Source organism: Luteimonas kalidii (genome assembly GCF_029887935.1).
GTDB classification, from domain to species: domain Bacteria; phylum Pseudomonadota; class Gammaproteobacteria; order Xanthomonadales; family Xanthomonadaceae; genus Luteimonas; species Luteimonas kalidii.
In genome coordinates this window covers 314,022-333,455 of the sequence record NZ_JARXRO010000014.1, presented here as the reverse complement: position 1 = coordinate 333,455, position 19,434 = coordinate 314,022, and the positions used below count along the sequence as shown (strand labels likewise).

Below are 19,434 nucleotides of genomic sequence, written 5' to 3'. Positions count from 1 at the left end.
GGCGAGTTGTCGTACAAGTGGGTCCGCGCGGGCCAACTGCGATGCGACCAGGTCGGCGACCGACTCGATGCCTCCGGACACGAATGCGCGCATCGCCCGCGCGATATCGACCGAGTCCGAACGCTGCTCGGAGATCGGTGCGCGACCGGATACGAGCGCCGGCGCCTGCGCCGACAGCATGCGTTGCTCGACGGCCTGTGCTTCGCGTTCGAGTGCGCTCGCGGCGCCGTGGTTTCCCAGCGCCCCCCTGCGCTGCTGTGCGACGTGGGTGAGTTCGTGCGCGATCAAGGCGCGGCCTTGCAGCGTGTCCGGGCGGTAGCGACCCGGCGCGAAGGCGATCTCGTCGCCACGCGTGATCGCCAGGGCGCCAGCATCGGCGACATCGCGCGAGCGGCCGCCGCTGGCGTGGATGCGGACATTGCCGAAGCTTGATCCCAGCCTGCGTTCCAGGTCCGCGATCAGGTCCGCCGGCAACGCGCCCGTGCTTGATCCGGCAGCGGACACGGCCGCGCGCGCGGGGGTCGTTCGCGCGCGTGGGGGCGCGGCCCGTGGCGCCGGGACGCGGCGCTGGATAGCGGGCTGCACGCTCATGCGCGCCTCCCGCCGCAGGTGGTGGGCGCAGGTCTGCTCATTCGCCCAGGCTCGACAGACCCAGCGTAGACAGGGTCGACGAGGCCAACCTGGCTGCGAGCGACTCGCGCTTGCGCAGGTGGCTCACGAACACCGCGCTGCCGCGATGGCGGAAGCCCAGATCGTCGGTCGAGAGCACCCGCAGGCCCAGGCCGACCTTGGCTCGGATCGGATTCAACACCGCGTCGAATGCCTCCTCGGTGATCGACAACTCGGTGACGCGTACAGGCACCACCCGGTTGCGACTCCACACGAACAACACCAGAGGCGCTTCCGGCGGCAGGATCTCCAGCACGCCGGACGAGGCCAGCGACTCAAGGGTGCGCAGCTCGGCGGCCGACGGATTGACCAGTGCCTCGAGCGCGGCAAGTTGCGGCGCGATGCCGGCCTCGACCACGTCGACATGCTGGTCGGGAAACTCCAGGCGGTCGGTCGCGTCGATCTCGGCATCGAACTTGATCGTCTCGATCGCTGGACCCTTCAGCCGGAAGGGCTGCGCGCGTTCGGCGCCGCCATCGCCACCGACGCCCTGGACCTGATAGCTGCGGCTGAGTGTGTCCGGGTTGTACTGCAACGCGATCGTGCGGGTCGGCGCGCCATTGCCGCCGGGCGGCAGGATGACGAGGCCGCCCTTGATCATCTTGGGGGACGTGGAGAGGCTCACCGACGGCGCCTCCGACGCGCCGGGGTCACGGTCAATGTGAGGCTCGGTAACCCGGCTGCGATCTCGGCTTCCCAACTCGCCTGCTGGGCAGCGTTACAGCCGTGGCCTGTCTGGTTGTCGTAGCGACGTGTCTGGTTGTTGGCGGCTCCCTGCGCGGTGCGCAGCAGGGCATCGAAGTCCGGCGTTGTCGCGAGCATCGCATTGGCTTTGCTTGCGATTTCGCAGGCAAGCTTGAAGTGCCAGCGCTCGTGATTGAGCAGTCGCGCGGACTCCGCAACCGCCGTCGTTGTGCAGTCGGCCCCCACAACGGTAGTGCATTCTGATCGGTTGGTAGCTGGATGTCCTGCCGGCGCAACCGCCGCCGCGCAGCCGCCGCCGGGGTTCAGCGCGTAGGTTCCCGTCTGGCCGGGTCCGAGCCCCGCGAAGGTTGCCTCGCAATCTTGAATCGAACGAGTGCAACCATTGTGCGCGACGTCTGCAGCCTGCGCGTAGCGGGCCTTGACCCAGGATCGTGCCGGGTCGAATTGGGCCTGTATCCCGCGCCGCGGCAGAGTGGAGCCGCCGCGCGCACAGGCGTGATCCGCCGCATTGACGGGTCGTTCGCGGAGGTCGAAGGCGGTCATCGCTCCGAACCGCGAACGACCTGGCGCCGAGGCTGCAAAGTCGCTCCACTCCAGATCGCGGTCCGGATTGCATTCCACCGGGTCCGGCGGCGTTCGCTGGCGGCACGCTTCCTCCGCCGCTTCGGCTTCGGCCTCCATCCGCTCTTGCAGTTCGACCTCCGCCAGCAGGTTCATCGAGTCGCGATAAGACAGTGTTCCGCCGCGGCGCGTGCGCATATTCTCGGAGATTGGGTCTGGGAACTGGCCCGTGCGTTCCATGCCATGCAGTTCGCTTGCGGCGCGTTGCACACGGAGGGCTGGACGGGTACCAGCATCAACGTCGTCAGTCTCGGAGGAGGCTGCCGCACGCTGTACGGTGCCCCCTTGCTGCAGAACGTGCGTCAGTTCGTGGGCGAGAAGAGAGCGACCGGAGTGTGCTTCGGGGCGGTAGCGGCCGCTTCCGAAGACGATATGGTGGCCGACGGTATACGCCAGCGCTGAAACGCTGGCCGCCGACTGCGCCGCAGCCGCATCGCGGTGGATCCGAACGTGGCTGAAATCATGCCCGAACCGCGGCTCGAAGAATTGGCGAGTCTGCGTATCCAGCGGCTCTCCGGACGTGTTGATCATCTGCTCGACGGATGCCGGCGCGATGCCGACCGAGGTTCCGGCGGACCCCACGCGCTGGACCGACAGAGGGCCAGCGTTCCGCGCGTGGGGTCGGGTCAGCACCTGATCCGCGGCCCGGTCTGCTTCGCGTTCGTAACGATCGCCCGGGGGCCCTATTGAAATGCGGCCTTGGGAAACGGGCGCATGTTTCTTCTTTTTTCGGCAAGACTCGCAGTCACCGCACTTGCAGGATCGCTGGACTCTCGCTTGCGCATGAGCCGGGTCGGCGCCAGGTGCGTGGATTCGCGATTCCGTCATCGGTCTTCTCCATGAGACGCGTTCAGCTGATCGGCCAGTGCATCGGCAAGGCTGCCGATCCAGCCGGCAGCCAGGTCCGAGGGGACTGACTCCTCTTGGAGCCGCGGCGAGATTGCTCGCAGGAGCGCTGTTTCGAGATCGTGAGGTATTCCACCGCCGCCAAGTACTGCTGCGTCAATAACCAGCCGGCGAACATGCAGGTGTACGCCTGTCGCGTCGGATACGCGACCGCCGCTCATGCCGCGCCTCCGCGCACGCCCGCGCTGCGCTCGAGCTTGGCGAGCTCGGCATGCGCGGCGGCGGCGAGGTGGCGTTGCGCGATCGGGCCATCCTCGTGCGCGGCGAGGAAGGCGGCGTTGAGCGCGACCGCGCGGATGTTGCCGCCGGCCAGCGGCAGGCGCGCCAGCGACGGCCAGCGGATGTCGTCGTGCAGCGGCGCCTGCGCCGGGAACTGGCGACGCCACAATTCGATGCGCGCGGCCTCGTCCGGGAACGGGAACTGCACCACGAACCGGATCCGGCGCAGGAACGCCTTGTCGATCGCGCCCTTCATGTTGGTGGTGAGGATCGCCAGGCCGCGGTAGGCCTCGATCCGCTGCAGCAGGTAGGCGGTCTCGATGTTGGCGTAGCGGTCGTGGCTGTCCTTGACCTCGCTGCGCTTGCCGAACAGCGCATCGGCCTCGTCGAACAGCAGCACGGCGCCGCTGGCTTCGGCGGCGTCGAAGATGCGCCGCAGGTTCTTCTCGGTCTCGCCGATGTACTTGCTGACCGTGCCAGCGAGATCGATGCGGTAGAGGTCGAGGCCGGCGGCGTTGGCGATCGCCTCGGCGGCCATGGTCTTGCCGGTGCCGCTCTCGCCGGTGAACAGCGCGGTGATGCCGAGTCCGCGTGCGCCCTTGCCGGCGAAGCCCCAGTCCCGATAGACCCGGCGGCGCTGCTGCAGCTGGCGGCCGATGTCCGCGAGCAGGCCGGCCTGTGCCGGCGGCAGCACCAGGTCGTCGAGGGTCGTGGTCGACTCGATCCGCTGCGCCAGGCGGTCCAGGCCTTCTCGACTGTGTTCGCGCAGGGCGGCCCAGGCGCGGCGGCGGGCATCGTCGGCGTCCCCGGCATCGCCGATCGCGCGCGCCGCATCGTCGAGGGCACGGTTCGACCCGGGTGCGAACTGCTCGCTGGCCTCGGCCACCGCGGCTTCCAGCGTTTCGAGCGGCAAGGCAGCGCCGGCGCGTTGCGCGCGCAGGGCCAGGTCCGTGGCGCGCGACGCAGGCGTGGCCGCGGGCAGCCACACGCTGCGCACGCGCACGTCGCTGGTGGCGAGGTCGGCGTCGGCGGACGCGAGCAGCAGCACCGGGCTGCGCAGCGCGGACAGGGTGCGATCGAGGCGCGCCGGCTGGGCGCGCAGGTCGAGCACGACCAGTGCGGAGGCCAGTGCGGCCTCGCGATCGACCAGCCGCAGCGTCGGCGCCAGCGCGGCGGGATCCTCAGGCAGGTCGCGCACCCACAGGGCCTGGCGCCCGGTGGCGGCGAGCAGTTGCATCACCTCGTCGCGCCCCGGCGCATGTCCGGTGCGCTGCAACTGCACGCAGTCGCCGCCGTGCGCGAACGCGTCGAGCACCTGCGCGATCCAGGTCGCAGGTACGGAGCCGGCGGCAGGGGGCGCCAGCGGTTCTACCATCCCGTCCAGGCGCTCGTCGATCGCGGCGACGCCCGACAGGTAGTGCAGCATGCGTTCGTCGATGCGCAGGCCCGCCTCGGTCGGCAGGGCGCCATCGGGGTGCAGCAGCTGCCAGTGGCGCAGCGGCGCCTGCGGCGACAGCGCGTCCCAGTGCGGTGCCGGCAGCAGCGACATGGCGAGCGGGAAGGTCGGGCGTCCCTGCGCATGGCCGCCCGCGCGCGCCACCGCTTCGGCCAGGCCCGCGTCCAGCGCCACCCCGGCGCACAGCAGCAGCACTCCGCGCTCGAAACGGCTCAGGCCGAAGAGTTCGGCGCAGCGTTGCAGCGCCGGGACGAAGCCGGGCTCGTCGTCTTCGGGCGCCTCGTCGAGCGGCGATCCGCTCCCGCCGGCGATGCGTTCGCGCAGTGCGGCGAAGTGCGACACCAGCCAGCGCTGGTTGCGCTCGGTCCAGGCCACGGTAGCGTCGGCGGCGTGGGCCACGGTCATGGCGGCACCGTTACCAGCAGGTCGGGATCGAAGACCGGTGCCTGGTCCGGCGCCTGCAGCACCAGTTCGCTGTCGACGCCATCCACGCGCAGGCGCAGGTAGTGGTCGCCCGCCGCCAGCGTGGCCGGGAAGTCGAACACCAGCGCATCGCCCGCCGCGGTGCGTGGATTGGCGTTGCACTGGCGCGTGCCGAGCATCAGCACGGCCTGCTGCTGCGGGCGCACCTGCGGCTGCGTGGCGAGGGTCACGCGCACTCGCGCAGGATCGGCACTGCGCACGATCGTGATCGCCGGCAGGTCCAGCGGTGCGCCGCTGGCGTCGATCATCGGGCGCGCGCCCAGCAGCAGCGGGATGGCGTTGCTCTCGCGAGGCTCGCTTTCGCCGGCGGGCGTCAGCACCAGGCTGAGCTGCCAGGCGCCCGCAGGCAACCCGGCCTGCGCGGCGGCATCAGCGGGCAGCACGAACTGCAGGCCGCGGCCGTCTGCGTCGAGTGCGGCCGGCAGTTCCAGTGGCGCCTCGCGCAGGCGGTGGCGCAGGCGCACGCGCGGATCCGTCCCGGCCAGGCGGATGCCCGAGACCTCGAGGGCGTCGCCGAGCCGCGCGGTCTTCTGCATGTCCGGCGGCACGGCCTGCAACAGGGTCGGCACCGACGGCAGCAGGTCCGGGTTCACCCGCACGCCGGCATCGCGCTGGGTGGCGGGATCGACGCGACCACGCGAGAGCACCGGCAGCGGCGACACACCCGGGCGCGTGCCCTCGATCAGCACCACCGACACCTGGTAGGCGGCGGAAGGCCGGTAATGGGTCTGGATCGCCGACCACAGCTTGCTCATCTCGTCGATGCCGAGCGCGGCGGGCGTGATCTTGATCGCCTCGACCTGGTCGGCAAGGTCGGATTGCGACAGGGCCTGGACCTGCGGCGGGAACATGCCGAGGTCGAGCGGGCCGGGCGACAGCGCATCGCGGATCGAGGCGCGGTCCAGCCAGGGGCGCTCGTGCAGCACGTGCATCGCATGTCCGAGCAGGATCTCGGCCTGGAAATCGGCGCGGCCGTAGGCGGTGACCAGGTAGTGCAGGTCCAGCGCCAGCGGGCCGTTGGTCGTGCGCTCGCCCGCGCCATTGCGCGAGGGCAGGGCGGCGTTGCGCCAGCCGGTGTTGTGCGTGACCTGGTGCAGGAAGAGGTTGAGCCGCGGCGCCATCTGCTCGTCGTCGAGGTCGATGGTGTCGGGCGCGACCGCGGTGACAGTGATGGTGGTGCCGAGCGCGGGCGCGACGCTGGTGATCATCGCGTCGTCGAGCAGGTTGCGCAGGACCGCGCTGACCGCACCGAGGGCGAGCGGCGAGCTCATCCGCGCCGCGTCCCGTGCAGGTAATCGTGCAGGCTCTGCGGCTCGGGCACGGCGCGTGGTCGAACGGGCGCCGGACTCGCGGGCCGGGCGGCTGCGCGCACTTCGATGCGGTCGATATGGAGGTGGATGGTGGGCGGCGCCGACGTGGTGGCCGCGGTGTCTAGCCGGGCGACGGTGCTCGCAGACAGCGGAGGCGACGCATGCAGCGGCGGACGGACATCGATCGGGGATGGCAGCGATGCGCGCGAGGCCGGCTCGGGCGTGCGTGACAATACCATCGGCGTCGATGGCGCAGGCGGCGTCGCTTGGCCATGCGCGTCGAAGCCCGGTCGTTCGAGGGCCTCGTTCACGGGGGCATCAAACCCGGGGGCATCGGGCCGTGCCGGTGCGGGTTGCAGGGGTTGGGCCATCGGACGGGATGTCGCGGCGGCGGACGGTCCCGGTGCCTCGGGCGTGTAATGCGCCGGAGCGGTGGCCGTAGTGCGCGCGGGGTCGTTCGTCGAGGCGGCGCGCGCCGATGTCGCGATGTCCGCGGTGTGCGCAGGAATGTGGTTCGCGACATCCACAAGACTGGCCTCGGCAAGGCCCTCCCGCGCCTGGATCGCGGGCTCTGCCGGTCCGGACGCAAGCGCGCGCAGCGGTGCGGCGGGGCGCAACGCATCCGCATGCCGTGGCGAAAGCCGGCGTAGGAACCCGGACATGTCGGGTCAGCCTCCCGCCAGTTGCAGGTATGCGGCGCGCCGCACGGGACCCAGCGCGAGGATGTCGCGCTCGGACCAGCCGAACCGTTGCGCGATCAGCGCCACGTCCGCCAGCAGTCGCTCGGCCTGGGCACGCAGCACGCGCCACAGCAGGTCCACCGGATCCAGCGGCGCATCCCAGACATGCCGGCAGTCCGGGCATTGCAGCGAGAAATCCAGGGCCGCGCCGGGCATCAACGCCTGCATCCGCGCGCCGATCGCTTCGCGCGCCTCGGCCGTGGCCGGGAGTTCGCCCTGCACGCAGCGCGCCAGCAGGGCGTCGGCGAACACCTCCGTGTCGTCCACGCCGTCGAGGGCATGCAGGTCGTCGGGGGTCGGCAGGCGGAAGCGGGGGGCGTCGTCGCGCGCGTCGAGTGCATGCCAGTGGGGCTCGCCTTCGCCGCCGTTTCCTGCGTGCACGCCGGGCGGCGGCAGCGCCTCGGCGCAGTGGCGCGCGTCGATGGCGAACTCGACCGCGGTGCCGCAGTGCGCACAGCGCCCGATCAGCTCGGCAGCCGCGCCGAACAGGTCCGCATACCGCTGCAGGGCCAGCCGGTTGCGCTCGGCCAGCGAGCGCGGCGCCTGGCCGAGCAGCGAGCGCTCGCGCGGCGCGCCGCGCGTGCCGACGCCCGCTTCCCACAGCGCCAGTAGCTGCGCGTCCTGCGCCATCACGCCGGCTCGCTGAACACGGGCTCGGACGGCTCGGCGACCTCGTAGTCGCGTTCCCAGCCCTCGTTCTCGAGCTTCAGGGTCTGGATCGCTACTGCGTTCGCGTTCGCGTCCAGGTCCGGCAGCGCCTGGTACTCCGACACCCAGCAGCGGTAGATGCGATAGGCGAGCACCAGCTGGCCGGCCTCGTTGTAGACCTCGAGGATCAGGTCCTTGCGGAAGTCGCGCAGCGAGACTTCGGCACCGAGCCCGGAGCCGTAGTTCCAGATCTTGTTGGCCCACTTCTCGAACTCGGGATCGTGGGTCACGCCGCGCTCGAGCGTGAGCGGTTCGTACTTGCTGCGCCCGGGCGACTTGCGCGAGGTGCTCGGGTCGCCGCCCTCGCGGTGCTCGACCACCTCGGTGCTGCGTTTGAGCGCCGAGCACTTGCTGATGCCGGCGACGTAGCGCCCGTCCCACTTCAGCCGGAACTTGAAGTTCTTGTAGGGATCGAAGCGCGTGGGGTTGACGGAAAACTGTGCCATGGTCCGCTCCTCAGACTGGGATGTCGCCGGCGATCTGCTGCACCCGGATGACCACGAACTCGGCCGGCTTCAGCGGCGCGAAGCCGACGTGGATGTTGACGATGCCCATGTTGATGTCGGTCTGGGTCGTGGTTTCGCGGTCGCACTTGACGAAATAGGCCTCGCGCGGCGTGCGTCCCTGGAACGCGCCCTGGCGGAACAGGTTCTGCAGGAACGCGCCGATGTTGAGCCGGATCTGCGCCCACAGCGGTTCGTCGTTCGGCTCGAACACCACCCACTGCGTGCCGCGGTAGAGGCTCTCCTCGAGAAACAGCGCCATCCGCCGTACCGGCACGTACTTCCATTCGGAGGCGCGGTCGTTGTGGCCGTGCAGGGTGCGCGCGCCCCACACCACCGAGCCGTACACCGGCAGCGCGCGCAGGCAGTTGATGCCCTGCGGGTTGAGCTGGCCGTTCTCGGCATCGCTCATCGCCACTTCCAGCGCCGAGGCGCCGTTGATGCCGGCGTCGATCCCGGCCGGCGCCTTCCACACGCCGCGGCTGGCATCCGTGCGCGCGTACACGCCGGCGACGAACCCGCAGGGCGGGAACGCGCGTGGCGCGCCCTGCTTGAGCGGATCGGGTGCACGCACCCAGGGGTAGTACAGCGCCGAGTAGTTGGCGTCTGCGCCGGTGAGGCCGTCGAGCCCGTCGGTCATCATGTTCCCGACCGTCTCGCCTTCGGGTGCATCGACGATCAGGAACGCCCGGCGCTCGCGGCAGCGGCCCTGCAGGCTCTGGATCGTCGCGTCGTCGGTCAGTCCCGGCACGCAGACCAGGTTGAACAGGTCGATGCGGTCGGTGGGTGTGCCGATGCCGAAGCTGGCGAGCAGCGCGGTGTGGAACTCTCCGTCCGCCGCAGTCCAGGCCACGCCGTCGGCGCCGCCGTCGAGTTCGATCATCGCGGCATCTTCCGGCGGGCTGCCGTCGGCCTGGAGCGTGACGAACAGCGACCGTCCGTTGACCACGTCCTCGGCGTAGCGCGCGTCGGCGGGGTCCATCGACAGGTTCTCGAACACCTCGACCACCCGGTCCTCGGTGGCGTGGTCGATCACCTCGAGCTTGAAGCGCTGGGCGGTGGGATCGGCGGGATCGGTCTCGTCGTCCGCGGGTCGGCGGGTGACGCGCACGCGGACATCGTTGGCCCATTCGCCGGGCGAACTGGCGAGGACGGTCAGGCCTTCGGCGGTGCCTTCCGCGGTATCGGCGTTGAGGCCGGCCTCTTCTTCATCCTCCAGGCCACTCGCGGCCAGGCGCAGCACGTAGGCGTCGCCGCCGCCGTTGTCGAAGAACTGGCGTACCGAATAGCCGAGCAGGGTGCGCTGGTCGAGACCGCCGAAGCGGCGCTCGTAATCGGCGAACGAGGTGATGCGCACGGCGCGGTCCACCGGGCCACGCGCGGCCCAGCCGATGAACAGCGCGATCGAGGTGGCCACGCCGGTGATCGTGCGCACGCCGCTGGCGACTTCCTCGATGTAGACGCCGGGATAGGTGAGGGGTTGTGGCATGGAACTGCTCCTGGGACGCGGTGGTGCGGGATCGACGGGCTTCAGTGGCGGGTAGCACGGGACGGAGGTGGGTGATGGACACGGGGCTCGCCGGCGGCGAGCGAGGCGTAGAGCTCGCCCCCGTCGACCAGGGCGGTGCGCTGCATCGCGTGGTCCCTGACGAGGTGCTCGAGCGCGCCGCGCAGTTCGCGGTCGCTCACGCCCTGCAGGTGCGCGGGCAACCACCACAGGCGGATGCCGGCGATGCCGTCGGCCGCGCCCGGATGCCGCAGCAGGTAACCGCGCAATGCGCGCTGCAGGTCCCGAGTGCGTCCGCGTTCGCCGCCCGACATGGCCCGATCCATCGATGACGTGCCCGGCGTGTTCGGGCGCAAGCCGCGTGCCAGCGTGTGCTGCCGTTCCGGATCAACGGGTTGCGCCAGGGTCGGGCGGCGGCATGGGTGCCCGGCATCGCAGCTGCGCCGGGCGGATCGCCACCCGGACACGCGGCGTGGTGCGGGATGGCGCGCGTGCGCAGCGGGTGGGACATCGCCGCCCCACCCATGCGACAGGACCGTCGCACCCTGGCGCGAGGCATCGTGTCGTGCTGGGGAGGCGCGGTCCATGCGCTGCCTTCCGTCTCAGCCGTTGCGGTAGCGATCGCAGTCGACGCCATGCTTCTTCAGCAGGCGTCCGAGTGCGCGGCGGTCGGTCTGTGCGAGTCGCGCCGCGGCGCTGACGTTGCCGCCGGTATGTGCCATCACGTTGCACAGGTAACGACGCTCGAACGAGGCGATCGCCTCGGCCTTGGCGTCTCTGAAGCTCGCGGGTCCCGGGCCTGCCGACGTGTCCGCTGCGGAATCTGGGCCATACACCTCGGACTGCTCCGTCACCCCCTGCAGCACCATCCGGTGTACCGCGCTCTCAAGTTCGCGCACGTTGCCGGGCCAGGCCCGGGCCTGCAGCCGCGCCAGCGCCTGCGGCGGGAATTCGGGGCAGGGCAGGTCGTAGCGGTTCGCGTAGATGCGTGCGAAGTGGCGGCACAGCAGCGGCACGTCGTCGCCGCGGTCGCGCAGCGGCGGAACACGCAGCCGCAGGATGTTGAGCCGGTAGAGCAGGTCGCTGCGGAAGCGTCCGGCTGCCGCCTCGTCCTCGAGGCAGCGGTTGCTGGCGGCCAGGATGCGCGCGTCGGACACGGTTTCCTGCGACTGCCCGAGCACCCGGTAGCGCCGGTCCTGCAGGAAGCGCAGCAGCACCACCTGCCCCTTTGGCGGCAGGGTGTCGATCTCGTCCAGGAACAGGGTGCCGCCTTCGGCATGGGACACCAGGCCGGTGCGCGGCGTACGCGCGTCGGTGAAGGCGCCGCGGATGTGGCCGAACAGTTCCGACTCGAACAGCGCCTCCGGGATCGCCCCGCAGTTCACCGGTACGAACGGGCGGCTGCCGCGTTGGCCCAGGTAGTGGATGGCGCGGGCCGCGAGTTCCTTGCCGGAGCCGGTTTCACCATCGATCAGCGCCGGCGCATCGGTGCGCGCCAGCAGGCGGATGTCCGCCACCAGACGCTCGAACGCGGCCGATGCGCCCAGCAGGCCCTGCGGTGGCCGGTCGGCGCCGGTGGCGCGGTCGCGATGGCATCCAGCGGACTCGGACAGGGGTGGGGGCTCCGGCTTCATGCATCCTCCGCATGGCGCACGCGTGCCGCGAGGGCGCGTGCCGCCCGCGAATCGCGAGCAGGCCTGCGCTTGCTGCGCGGTGTATCCCCTGTGTCGAGTTGTCGAACCGAATGGCATCCGGCGGCCACGCATGCGGCCCACGGCCCATGACCGCACCGCCGCATCGCCGCCGTTTCGCAGAGCGCGTGGTGCGCGCCATTTCCGGTGTCGGCCGCATGCCATGCGTGTTCGGTGGAAGAGAACGGCAACCCCGCACGCGGACGGACATGGCGGCGCCCCCGTTCGGCGGAAGTCCGAGCCGACGATGCGGATATGTGATGGCCGACGCGTTATGCCACCACCCTGGCCGGAGGACGTCGTGATTCGGCGGGGCCGGGTGACATGCGCGCCCGCGGAGCTGGACGGACCCATCGCCACGTGGCCCCGGCTTGTCGATGCATCGCGACGCTTGCCCGGCTCCGGGCGGCACACCACCTGTCGCTGTACCAGACAAGCAAAAGCCGGCATGCGCCGGCTGTTCCTGTCCCGCAGGGGAAACGCAGAGATGGTGGGCGGTGCAGGGTTCGAACCTGCGACCCTTGCCGTGTGAAGGCAATGCTCTACCGCTGAGCTAACCGCCCGGTCGCCCCACCCGGGAGGCCGGGTTGGCGGCGTTTCCGCAGCGCTGCGAGCGCGGGGCGGAAACGGGACGCGAATTCTACGTGCGCGGCCGTGGGGCGGCAAGCCCGAGGAGCGACCGCCTGACTTCCCGCGCGGACGGCGCACGGGTGGTCAATGATGCTCGAGCCCTGTCCCGCACATACCGTGCGCCCGTCGCTCCATGGCATCGGCGGACGTCGGCGCCCGGCCATGGCGCCTGGGCCGAGGCCTTGGGGGGACCCACCGGCTGTGCCGATCAGCGCAGCTGGCCGCCCGGCGCCCGGATTCGAGCGGGCGCATTCGGGAAGCGGGTCCGGGATCGCGCCTGCGGAGAGGGCTACGCCTGCGCCAGCGCGTCGCCTGGGCAGGCGGATGCAGGGGAATCGAGGCGAACCCCGCACCAGGCGGCCCGGTTCGCGCCGCCTCCGGGTCAGTCGGTATAGGCGCGGATCAGCTGGTTCAGGTGTACGCGTTCGGCATCGCGCAGGAACGGCGCGATCAGCATCATCACCTGCACGATGCCGTCGCGGATCGCCTTGTGCTCGTCGCGGTCGCCGCGGATCGCGGCGTAGTTGAGCCAGAAGGTGGCCAGCACCAGCAGGCTGGTGGCGGCGGCGTCGATCTCCGCCGGCGTCGCCCGGATCACCTCGGCCCGGGACAGTCCGCGCATCACCGCGTGGGTGCGATCGTCGGCACGCCTGAGCAGGCGCGCGAAGCGGATGCGCAGACGCCGGTTGCGGCTGAGGATCTCGAGCAGGTCGCGGTAGAGGAAGCGGTAGTCCCAGATGCACTCGAACACCAGGTGCAGCTGGAGCCAGATGTCCTCGAGCCCGGGCAGGCGGTCGGGCGGGGCGAGCACCTCGTCCATGCGCGATTCATAGCGCGCGAACAGGTGTTCGATGATGTCGTCCTTGTTGCGGAAGTGGTAGTACAGGTTGCCGGGACTGATCTCCAGCCCGTCGGCGATGTGGTTGGTGGTGACGGTGGGCTCGCCCTGCGCGTTGAACATCCCGAGTGCGCAGTCGAGGATGCGCTGGCGCGTGTCGCGGGCCATGGCGGACTTCCGGCGCGCTCAGCCCTTGAGGCGCGCGACCAGGTCGATGTATTCCTGTTGCGCGATGTCGCGCGGCATGCCCTTGAGCTTGCTCCACGCCTCGTATTTTGCGGTGCCGACGAAGTCGAAGAAGCCCGGCTTGTCGCCGCGCACGTCGCCCTCCGAGCCCTGCTTGTAGAGCGCGTACAGGCGCAGCAGGGTGTCGTTGTCGGGCCGCTCGGGGAGCGACTGCACGTCTTCGGCGGCCTGTTCGAACGTCATCGCGGACCTGGCCATGCGCGCCTCCCTCGGGTGCGGCTCCATGACAGCACGCGGTCCCGGAGCGGTCAACACGCGTGCATCGTCGCGCCGCCGCGCTCCCGCAACGTCGTGCGCGTGGCCATCATGCCGGTCCTGTCCGGGCACAGGTCCGTGTGCGACACGGACGCCCGATCCGGCGCCCGCTCGATCCGGTGACCCCCGCTCGCGCGACTTCGAGCGCACGGCGCGGCTCGACTGCGTCGACCGCCGCGCCGGATCATGCGCGCGCACCGCGCGCCCGCACGGGAGAGGGGGCCGGTCGCGCTAGTACGAGCGGCACTGCCGGAAGCGCACGCTGCGGCCGCTGTCCGGCGGCGGCGTGAGCTGGATGCGCGACGAGGCGAGCTCGTCGTAGCGCTCGATCAGCGGGCAAATGCGGGTGAATGCGTCGCCGTCGATCGTCGACAGGATGACCTGGAGGGTCGATTCGCTGGACCAAACCGCCCGGTCGACGTCCGGCAGGGTGGAAATGGCCGCGGCGACATCGGCGCGCTGGCGCTCGATCGGGAGCGATCCGGCAGGTACGTCCGCAACCCCGGGTGCAACGGTGGCGGAGGGAGAGGCGGCGGCCGGGGACGTGGCGGGCACCGGCTCCGCGGTCGCCGCGGGATCCCGCCGCTCGGACACCTCTGCCGGCGAGCGCGATGCGGCATCGGCCCGGTCCTGCGCGGCGACCTGCTCCGGCGGCGCTGGCGCTTCAGCCGGGGTACCCGGCGACATGATGGCGGACGCGGCCGATGACACTGGCGATGGCTCCGGCAGCGCCAGCCAGATCGCGATCCCGGCCAGCAGCGCGAACAACCAGGAGGCCAGCACCCGCTGGCGGGCAAGCTGGGAGGCGCGCGCGCGGATGGCGGCCAGCTGCTCGGCGGGGAGGAAATCACGCAGCTGCGGCCACAGCGTCGGGCCGTCGAGCAGCTCGATCCGCTGCAACGCCGCCACCGGGCGCGCATCCTCGGTGATCCGTCCCTGGGTCAGCAGGAAGCCGCCGGCCGCGCCCTTGACGCCGATCGCGCGTGCCAGCTCGTTCACCGTCAGGCGGCCGAGCACGAACGCGCTGCCGTGCTTGCACGAGAGCAGCCAGTGTTCCCCGTTGCGTTCGAGCACGTAGTCGGTGTCGTCGGCGGCGTTCTGGCTGTCGACCAGGCGCGTGAAGCCGCGACGCGCCAGCGCATCGAGGACCATATGGATGAACGAGCGCCAGGAGACCCCGGACAGGGCGGTGATGCCGGCGCGCGTCTCGTCGCGACGCAGCTGCACGGTGCGGAAATAGAACGTCGCAACGCCGCCGATCAGCAACGTCACGCCGATCGCGATGAGCCAGTTCGACATCGGAAACCAGGGTGCGGAAGGCGGCAAAGCATAGCGGAATCGCCGTCGGCGTATGGTGCGTTGCCCGCGCACCGGGCCCCGCTGCCGCCCTGCGCGACCGTCAGGTGGTCGCGGCCCCCGGTGTCCGCCGTGCGGCCGCTCAGCGCGTGCGGGGCGATGTGGGCTTGCGCGGAGCGGTCTTGCGCGGCGCCCGCTTCGCGGTCGCGGCCGCAGCCGCCGGGCGCGCGGTGGCGGGCGAGGCGCCCGGTGTGGCCTTCTTCGCCGGACGCGAGGCGCCGGTCGCCCGCGAGGACGGTGCCGCCTTTTTCGCTGCGCCGCCGCCGCGCTGGCGACGCAGTTCGGCGGTGAGTTCGTCCACGCGCTGCGACAGCGCGTGCAGGTCGTCGCGGCCGGGCACCCCGAGCGCGACCAGCGTCTTGTGCACGCGTGTCTCGAAGGCTTTCTCGAGCCGGTCCCAGGTATCGACCGCGTGTTCACGCGCCTGGCCGACGCGGGTCTCCACCGCGTCGCGCATCACGTCGCGATGGCCGGCGAAGCGGCGCGCGGTGGTTTCCAGGCTCGCGCCTTCCTTCACCAGGCCTTCGAACAGCCGGGTGCCCTCGGCCTGGGCGCGACCGAAGGCGCCGACGCCGGCGAGCCAGATCTGCTGCGCCGATTCGCTCAGCGACTTCGACAGGTGCTCGGCCTGAGCGTCGGGCCTGCGCGACGACGACGGACGTTTCGCGGACTGCTTGGACCTGGCCATGGGTGCTCCGGTGCGGGAAGGTGGGATCGAGCGTGGCGACGCACGCTAGAGCAATCACACCACGCCGGTCGTCGAGCGCGTGCGACGGCGCCGCGGCGGGTGCTGCGCCTGAGCCGGCAGGTGGCCACATCGTCGATGCGCGCGGCGCGCTGGCCCCTTGGCGCGCACCGGAGGCGGCTGCGGCGGACCGGACTCGCCACGGGCGGCCTCCGTCAGCGATGCCTCGCGCACGCGCCGCCCGGAGGCTTGCCCCGGGGCCGTGCCGCCCGCAGGATGGCCCCATGACGTCGGACGAGATGGACCGGCTCGGCCGCCAGCTGGCCCGCCACCAGGCCCTGCACGATCCCGCCCGCGAGCCGCGCAGCGCGTTGCGGTGGCTGCCCGAATTGCGCCGCTGGCAGGCCGGTCGCCTGGAACGCAGCTTCCGTCATTTCCTGCACGATCCGCGGCGCGCGCCGGCGGCGGAGTTCTTCCTGGGCGACGTCTATGGCGACCGTGACTTCACCCGTCGCGACGCCGACATCGCGCGCGTGATCCCGATGATGCGGCGCCTGCTGCCGAAGACGCTGCTGGCCACCGTGGCCGATGCGATCGAGCTGGGTGCACTCACCCAGGCACTGGATCTGGACATGGCCGAGACGCTGGGCGCACTGGCGCCACGGCGGCGGCGGCTCGATGCGGCGCTCTACGGCGAGGCCTACCGCGTCGTGGGCCAGCGCTCCGGGCGCAGCCGGCAGATCGCGCTGGCCGGACGGGTGGGGCGCGGCTTCGGCAATGCGCTGCAGGTGCCGGGGGTGGCGGCGCTGCTGGCATTCTCGCGCGGCCCGGCGCGGCTGGCCGGGCTACGCGAGCTGCAGGGATTCCTCGAGCGCGGCTACGCCGCATTCGAAGCGCTGGACGACGCCGACGCGTTCATGGCCGAGATCGAGCGCGACGAGGCGCTGGCCTCGCGTCGCCTGTTCGATGGCGACCCGGATCCGTTCCGGGCCGGGGACTAGAACTTTTCCAGCAGCACCCGGCGGATCTCGCTCTCGATCGGTCCCTTCATGGCCGAGAGCAGGAAGCCCAGGCTCGCGGTCACGTGCAGCTGGTTGGGTTCCAGCGCGATCCGTCCGTCGACCCCCGACCGGGCGAAATGCAGGGTGTCGCCCTGCCAGTCACAGGTCACGCCGAAGCGCTCGGACAGCGTGCCGGCCACCTGTTCCACGGACCGGCGCGCTTCGTCCATCGGCAGGGCGTGGGCGTGGCGGATGTCGATGGCGGACATGGTGCGGCCTCACGGGGAAAAACGCCATTTTGGGGGAACGCACGGCGCGCTGCGTGAGGCGTGCGTGATAGATTGCCGCGGCTATGGATTCCGTCAGACTGCGATTCGCGGGCCAGGGGCGCGAGGACCGCCCCCTGGCCATTGGCGTGCACGGCCTCGGCCGCGGCGCGGGCGGGGCGGTGGACCTGGTCGAGGGCGGCGGCGAGGCGGTGCGGCTGTGCGTGGATCGCCGCGGCGTGTGGCTGAACGTCGACGAAGGCGGTCCGGGGGTCCACGTGAATGGCCGCCAGGTGCGGCGGATGGCGATGCTGCGCGTCGGCGACGCGATCTATGTCGACGGCGTCGAATTGCGCCTGGTGTCCACGCTGCCGGTCGAGGTGCCGCCCGCAGACCTGTCGGCCCCGGCATCCGGGGAATCCCCGAACCTGCGGGTGGTGCTGCGGGGCGTGGGTGGCCGCTTCCACGGACGCTGCTTCACGCTCGACCGCCCACGCCTGGTGGGCCGCCACCCCGAAGCCGACATCCGCATCGACGATCCGGCCTTCGCCGATCGTCACGCGCGCCTGGAGCTGGCGGGAGACCAGGTGGTCCTGCGCGACCTGGGTTCGGCCGAGGGCAGCCTGGTCAATGGCGAGGCGGTGCGCGACGCGCTGCTCGCGGCAGGCGACCAGGTCGTATTCGACGGCCATCACCGGTTCGTGGTCGAGGCGCCGCAACGCCGCGCGCAGGGCGCTGGCGCGGCCGCGTCGGCGGTGGTCGCGACGCCGGCGTCGGCGGCGCCGGCGGCAGGCCCCCGCGGGCATGTGTCGCGGCTGCCGTGGCTGCTGCTCGCCGCGGTCGGCATCGCGGCGCTGCTGGCGGCGCTGCTGCTGTTCGGGTCAGGCTGAGGCGGCCCGCGGCTGCGCCGGCCGCCGCGACCAGCGTTTCCACACGCGCCAGCCCAGCAGCGCGGCGAGGATCGCGGCGTACAGCAGCGGTTCGCGATAGTCGGATTTCACGATCCACCAGAAATGCAGCACCGCGAGCACGGCGATCGCGTAGACGAGCTTGTGCAGGCGTCCCCAGTTGCGGCCGAGCCGGCGCATCCAGCCGCGGGTCGAGGTGACCGCCAGCGGTACCAGCAGCAGCCACGCCGCAAAACCCACGGTGATGTAGGGACGCTTGACGATCTCCTCGAACAGCTGCGCCCAGTAGCCGCGCAGGTCCAGTCCCAGCCATGCCGAGAAATGCAGGCTGGCGTAGGCGAACGCGTACAGCCCGAGCATGCGCCGGAACTGCAACAGCATCGGCTGCCCGGTCAGCTGGCGCAGCGGCGTGATCGCCAGCGTCAGCAGCAGCAGGCGCAGCGCCCACAGGCCGAGCTCGTGTTCGATCGCCGCCACCGGGTCGGCACCCAGGGCATCGATGTCGCGTTCGCTGAACACCTGCCAGAATTTCCAGGACAGCAGCGCCAGCGGGGTCAGCGCGAGAGCGTGGACGACGGCCTTGGCCGCGATCAGGGGCTTGGGCGGGGGTGGCAAGGCGAATGGTCCCGGGGGGAAGGCTGGTAGGAGGGGTGCGCCCGTCGAAGGGCAGTGCGAAGTCGCCGGTCAGTACCACTTCCTCAGGTCCATTCCGCTGTAGAGCGCGGCGACCTGCTCGCCATAGCCGTTGAACGGCAGGGTGGGGATGCGGTCGGCGAACAGGCGGTTGCCGGTGCCGGCGATGCGGCGCTCGGTCTTCTGGCTCCAGCGCGGATGGTCCACGTCCGGATTGACGTTGCTGTAGAAGCCGTATTCGCTCGGCTGCAGGCGATTCCATGCGGTGGCCGGCATCTTCTCGACGAAGCGGATCTCGACGATCGACTTGATGCTCTTGAAGCCGTACTTCCACGGCACCACCAGCCGCAGCGGCGCGCCGTTCTGCTGCGGCAGCGGCTTGCCGTACAGGCCGGTGGCGAGGAAGGCCAGCGGATGCATGGCCTCGTCGATGCGCAGGCCTTCGCGGTAGGGCCAGTCGATCGAGCGGAAGCGCAGGCCCGGCATCTGCGCCGGGTCGGCGAGCGTGGTGAAGGCCACGTACTTCGCCTTCGATGTCGGCTCGAAGCGCCTCAGTACGTCGGCCAGCGGTACGCCCAGCCAGGGGATGACCATCGACCAGCCTTCCACGCAGCGCAGGCGGTAAATGCGCTCGGTAGGCGCGATCCCGCGCAGCAGGTCGTCGAGCGCGAGCGTGCCGGGCTTCGCGCATTCGCCCGAGACCGCGACGTTCCAGGGCGAAGTGCGCAGCGTCTTCGCCGCCTTCGACGGGTCGCCCTTGTCGGTGCCGAACTCGTAGAAGTTGTTGTAGCTGGTGATGTCCTCGTAGCGCGTGAGCGCTTCGTCGGTGCGGAACCCGGACTTCGCCTGCGCGGGCGTCACCTTCGCGTTCGACGGCGGTGGTGGCTCGGCGTCGGCGCAACCGGCGAGCGGCAGCAGCGAGGCGCCGGCGAACGCGCCGAGCAGGCGCCGGCGCGCGTGGTACACGGTTTCATCGGTAACCGCGGAATCGGGAAGGGCGGGCACGCTGCGCAGGGACATGATGGTTTCCTCCGGAACCGCATCTTGGAGTGTGCAGGGCGCAAAAAGTTGCGTCGCCGCGGGAATCGGTGGTGCGCT

General features: G+C 71.0%; 19 protein-coding genes, 1 tRNA gene and 1 pseudogene. 2 read left to right on the top strand and 19 right to left on the bottom strand.

What is annotated here, in order from left to right; all coding sequences use genetic code 11:
• Nucleotides 1–303: 303 nt before the first annotated feature.
• The 16 genes and pseudogenes from QFW81_RS17730 to QFW81_RS06995 form a co-directional block, all read right to left on the bottom strand.
• Nucleotides 304–591: pseudogene (locus tag QFW81_RS17730) on the bottom strand (eCIS core domain-containing protein); the annotation flags it as partial.
• 37 nt (nucleotides 592–628) lie between these two features.
• Nucleotides 629–1,294, bottom strand: a complete 666-nt coding sequence (locus tag QFW81_RS07065) for a hypothetical protein (RefSeq protein ID WP_280577971.1) — start codon at nucleotides 1,292–1,294, stop codon at nucleotides 629–631.
• Nucleotides 1,291–2,526: an eCIS core domain-containing protein gene (locus tag QFW81_RS07060; RefSeq protein WP_280577969.1), complete on the bottom strand. Its 1,236-nt coding sequence runs from the start codon at nucleotides 2,524–2,526 to the stop codon at nucleotides 1,291–1,293. The genes QFW81_RS07065 and QFW81_RS07060 overlap by 4 nt, the downstream gene beginning before the upstream one ends.
• A 532-nt stretch (nucleotides 2,527–3,058) precedes the next feature.
• Complete coding sequence (locus tag QFW81_RS07055) at nucleotides 3,059–4,981, bottom strand: ATP-binding protein (protein WP_280577968.1); 1,923 nt, start codon at nucleotides 4,979–4,981, stop codon at nucleotides 3,059–3,061.
• Nucleotides 4,978–6,330 carry a Pvc16 family protein gene (locus QFW81_RS07050; protein WP_280577967.1) on the bottom strand — a complete coding sequence of 451 codons (1,353 nt, stop codon included), beginning with the start codon at nucleotides 6,328–6,330 and terminating at the stop codon, nucleotides 4,978–4,980. Before QFW81_RS07050 ends, QFW81_RS07055 begins: the two co-directional genes overlap by 4 nt.
• Nucleotides 6,327–7,031: a hypothetical protein gene (locus tag QFW81_RS07045; protein WP_280577966.1), complete on the bottom strand. Its 705-nt coding sequence runs from the start codon at nucleotides 7,029–7,031 to the stop codon at nucleotides 6,327–6,329. The genes QFW81_RS07050 and QFW81_RS07045 overlap by 4 nt, the downstream gene beginning before the upstream one ends.
• A gap of 6 nt (nucleotides 7,032–7,037) precedes the next feature.
• Nucleotides 7,038–7,739 carry a hypothetical protein gene (locus QFW81_RS07040; RefSeq protein ID WP_280577965.1) on the bottom strand — a complete coding sequence of 234 codons (702 nt, stop codon included), beginning with the start codon at nucleotides 7,737–7,739 and terminating at the stop codon, nucleotides 7,038–7,040.
• Complete coding sequence (locus QFW81_RS07035; RefSeq protein ID WP_280577964.1) at nucleotides 7,739–8,263, bottom strand: phage tail protein; 525 nt, start codon at nucleotides 8,261–8,263, stop codon at nucleotides 7,739–7,741. Before QFW81_RS07035 ends, QFW81_RS07040 begins: the two co-directional genes overlap by 1 nt.
• A gap of 10 nt (nucleotides 8,264–8,273) precedes the next feature.
• Nucleotides 8,274–9,809, bottom strand: a complete 1,536-nt coding sequence (locus QFW81_RS07030) for a phage tail sheath family protein (RefSeq protein WP_280577963.1) — start codon at nucleotides 9,807–9,809, stop codon at nucleotides 8,274–8,276.
• Nucleotides 9,810–9,850: 41 nt separating this feature from the next.
• Entirely contained in the window at nucleotides 9,851–10,141 is a 291-nt protein-coding gene (locus tag QFW81_RS07025) for a hypothetical protein (RefSeq protein WP_280577962.1), read from the bottom strand.
• 288 nt (nucleotides 10,142–10,429) lie between these two features.
• Nucleotides 10,430–11,461, bottom strand: coding sequence for a sigma 54-interacting transcriptional regulator (locus tag QFW81_RS07020; protein ID WP_280577960.1), 1,032 nt, complete (start codon nucleotides 11,459–11,461; stop codon nucleotides 10,430–10,432).
• Between the two features lie 545 nt (nucleotides 11,462–12,006).
• Nucleotides 12,007–12,081, bottom strand: a tRNA-Val gene (locus QFW81_RS07015).
• Nucleotides 12,082–12,530: 449 nt separating this feature from the next.
• Entirely contained in the window at nucleotides 12,531–13,154 is a 624-nt protein-coding gene (locus tag QFW81_RS07010; protein WP_280577958.1) for a TetR/AcrR family transcriptional regulator, read from the bottom strand.
• 18 nt (nucleotides 13,155–13,172) lie between these two features.
• A complete protein-coding gene (locus QFW81_RS07005; RefSeq protein ID WP_280577957.1) occupies nucleotides 13,173–13,430 on the bottom strand; it encodes an acyl-CoA-binding protein in 258 nt (85 codons plus the stop codon).
• A 288-nt stretch (nucleotides 13,431–13,718) separates the two neighbouring features.
• Nucleotides 13,719–14,786: a restriction endonuclease gene (locus tag QFW81_RS07000; protein WP_280577956.1), complete on the bottom strand. Its 1,068-nt coding sequence runs from the start codon at nucleotides 14,784–14,786 to the stop codon at nucleotides 13,719–13,721.
• 139 nt (nucleotides 14,787–14,925) lie between these two features.
• On the bottom strand, nucleotides 14,926–15,531 hold the full coding sequence (locus QFW81_RS06995) for a phasin family protein (protein ID WP_280577955.1): 606 nt from the start codon (nucleotides 15,529–15,531) through the stop codon (nucleotides 14,926–14,928).
• Between the two features lie 281 nt (nucleotides 15,532–15,812).
• Between QFW81_RS06995 and QFW81_RS06990 the strand changes: the two genes are divergently transcribed.
• The gene (locus QFW81_RS06990; RefSeq protein WP_280577954.1) at nucleotides 15,813–16,529 is read left to right on the top strand and encodes a DUF8198 family protein; all 717 of its coding nucleotides are present in this window, start codon (nucleotides 15,813–15,815) and stop codon (nucleotides 16,527–16,529) included.
• Here the strand turns inward: QFW81_RS06990 and QFW81_RS06985 are convergent.
• Complete coding sequence (locus QFW81_RS06985; protein WP_280577953.1) at nucleotides 16,526–16,798, bottom strand: polyhydroxyalkanoic acid system family protein; 273 nt, start codon at nucleotides 16,796–16,798, stop codon at nucleotides 16,526–16,528. The genes QFW81_RS06990 and QFW81_RS06985 overlap by 4 nt on opposite strands.
• Nucleotides 16,799–16,881: 83 nt before the next feature.
• Here QFW81_RS06985 and QFW81_RS06980 point away from each other — a divergent pair, with 83 nt between their 5' ends.
• A complete protein-coding gene (locus tag QFW81_RS06980; RefSeq protein WP_280577952.1) occupies nucleotides 16,882–17,685 on the top strand; it encodes an FHA domain-containing protein in 804 nt (267 codons plus the stop codon).
• On the opposite strand, the gene msrQ is transcribed toward QFW81_RS06980, so the two are convergent.
• Together msrQ and msrP are read right to left on the bottom strand one after the other, a co-directional pair.
• The gene (gene msrQ, locus QFW81_RS06975) at nucleotides 17,677–18,318 is read right to left on the bottom strand and encodes a protein-methionine-sulfoxide reductase heme-binding subunit MsrQ (RefSeq protein WP_280577951.1); all 642 of its coding nucleotides are present in this window, start codon (nucleotides 18,316–18,318) and stop codon (nucleotides 17,677–17,679) included. The genes QFW81_RS06980 and msrQ overlap by 9 nt on opposite strands.
• 69 nt (nucleotides 18,319–18,387) lie before the next feature.
• On the bottom strand, nucleotides 18,388–19,356 hold the full coding sequence (gene msrP / locus QFW81_RS06970) for a protein-methionine-sulfoxide reductase catalytic subunit MsrP (protein ID WP_280577950.1): 969 nt from the start codon (nucleotides 19,354–19,356) through the stop codon (nucleotides 18,388–18,390).
• Nucleotides 19,357–19,434 lie beyond the last annotated feature (78 nt).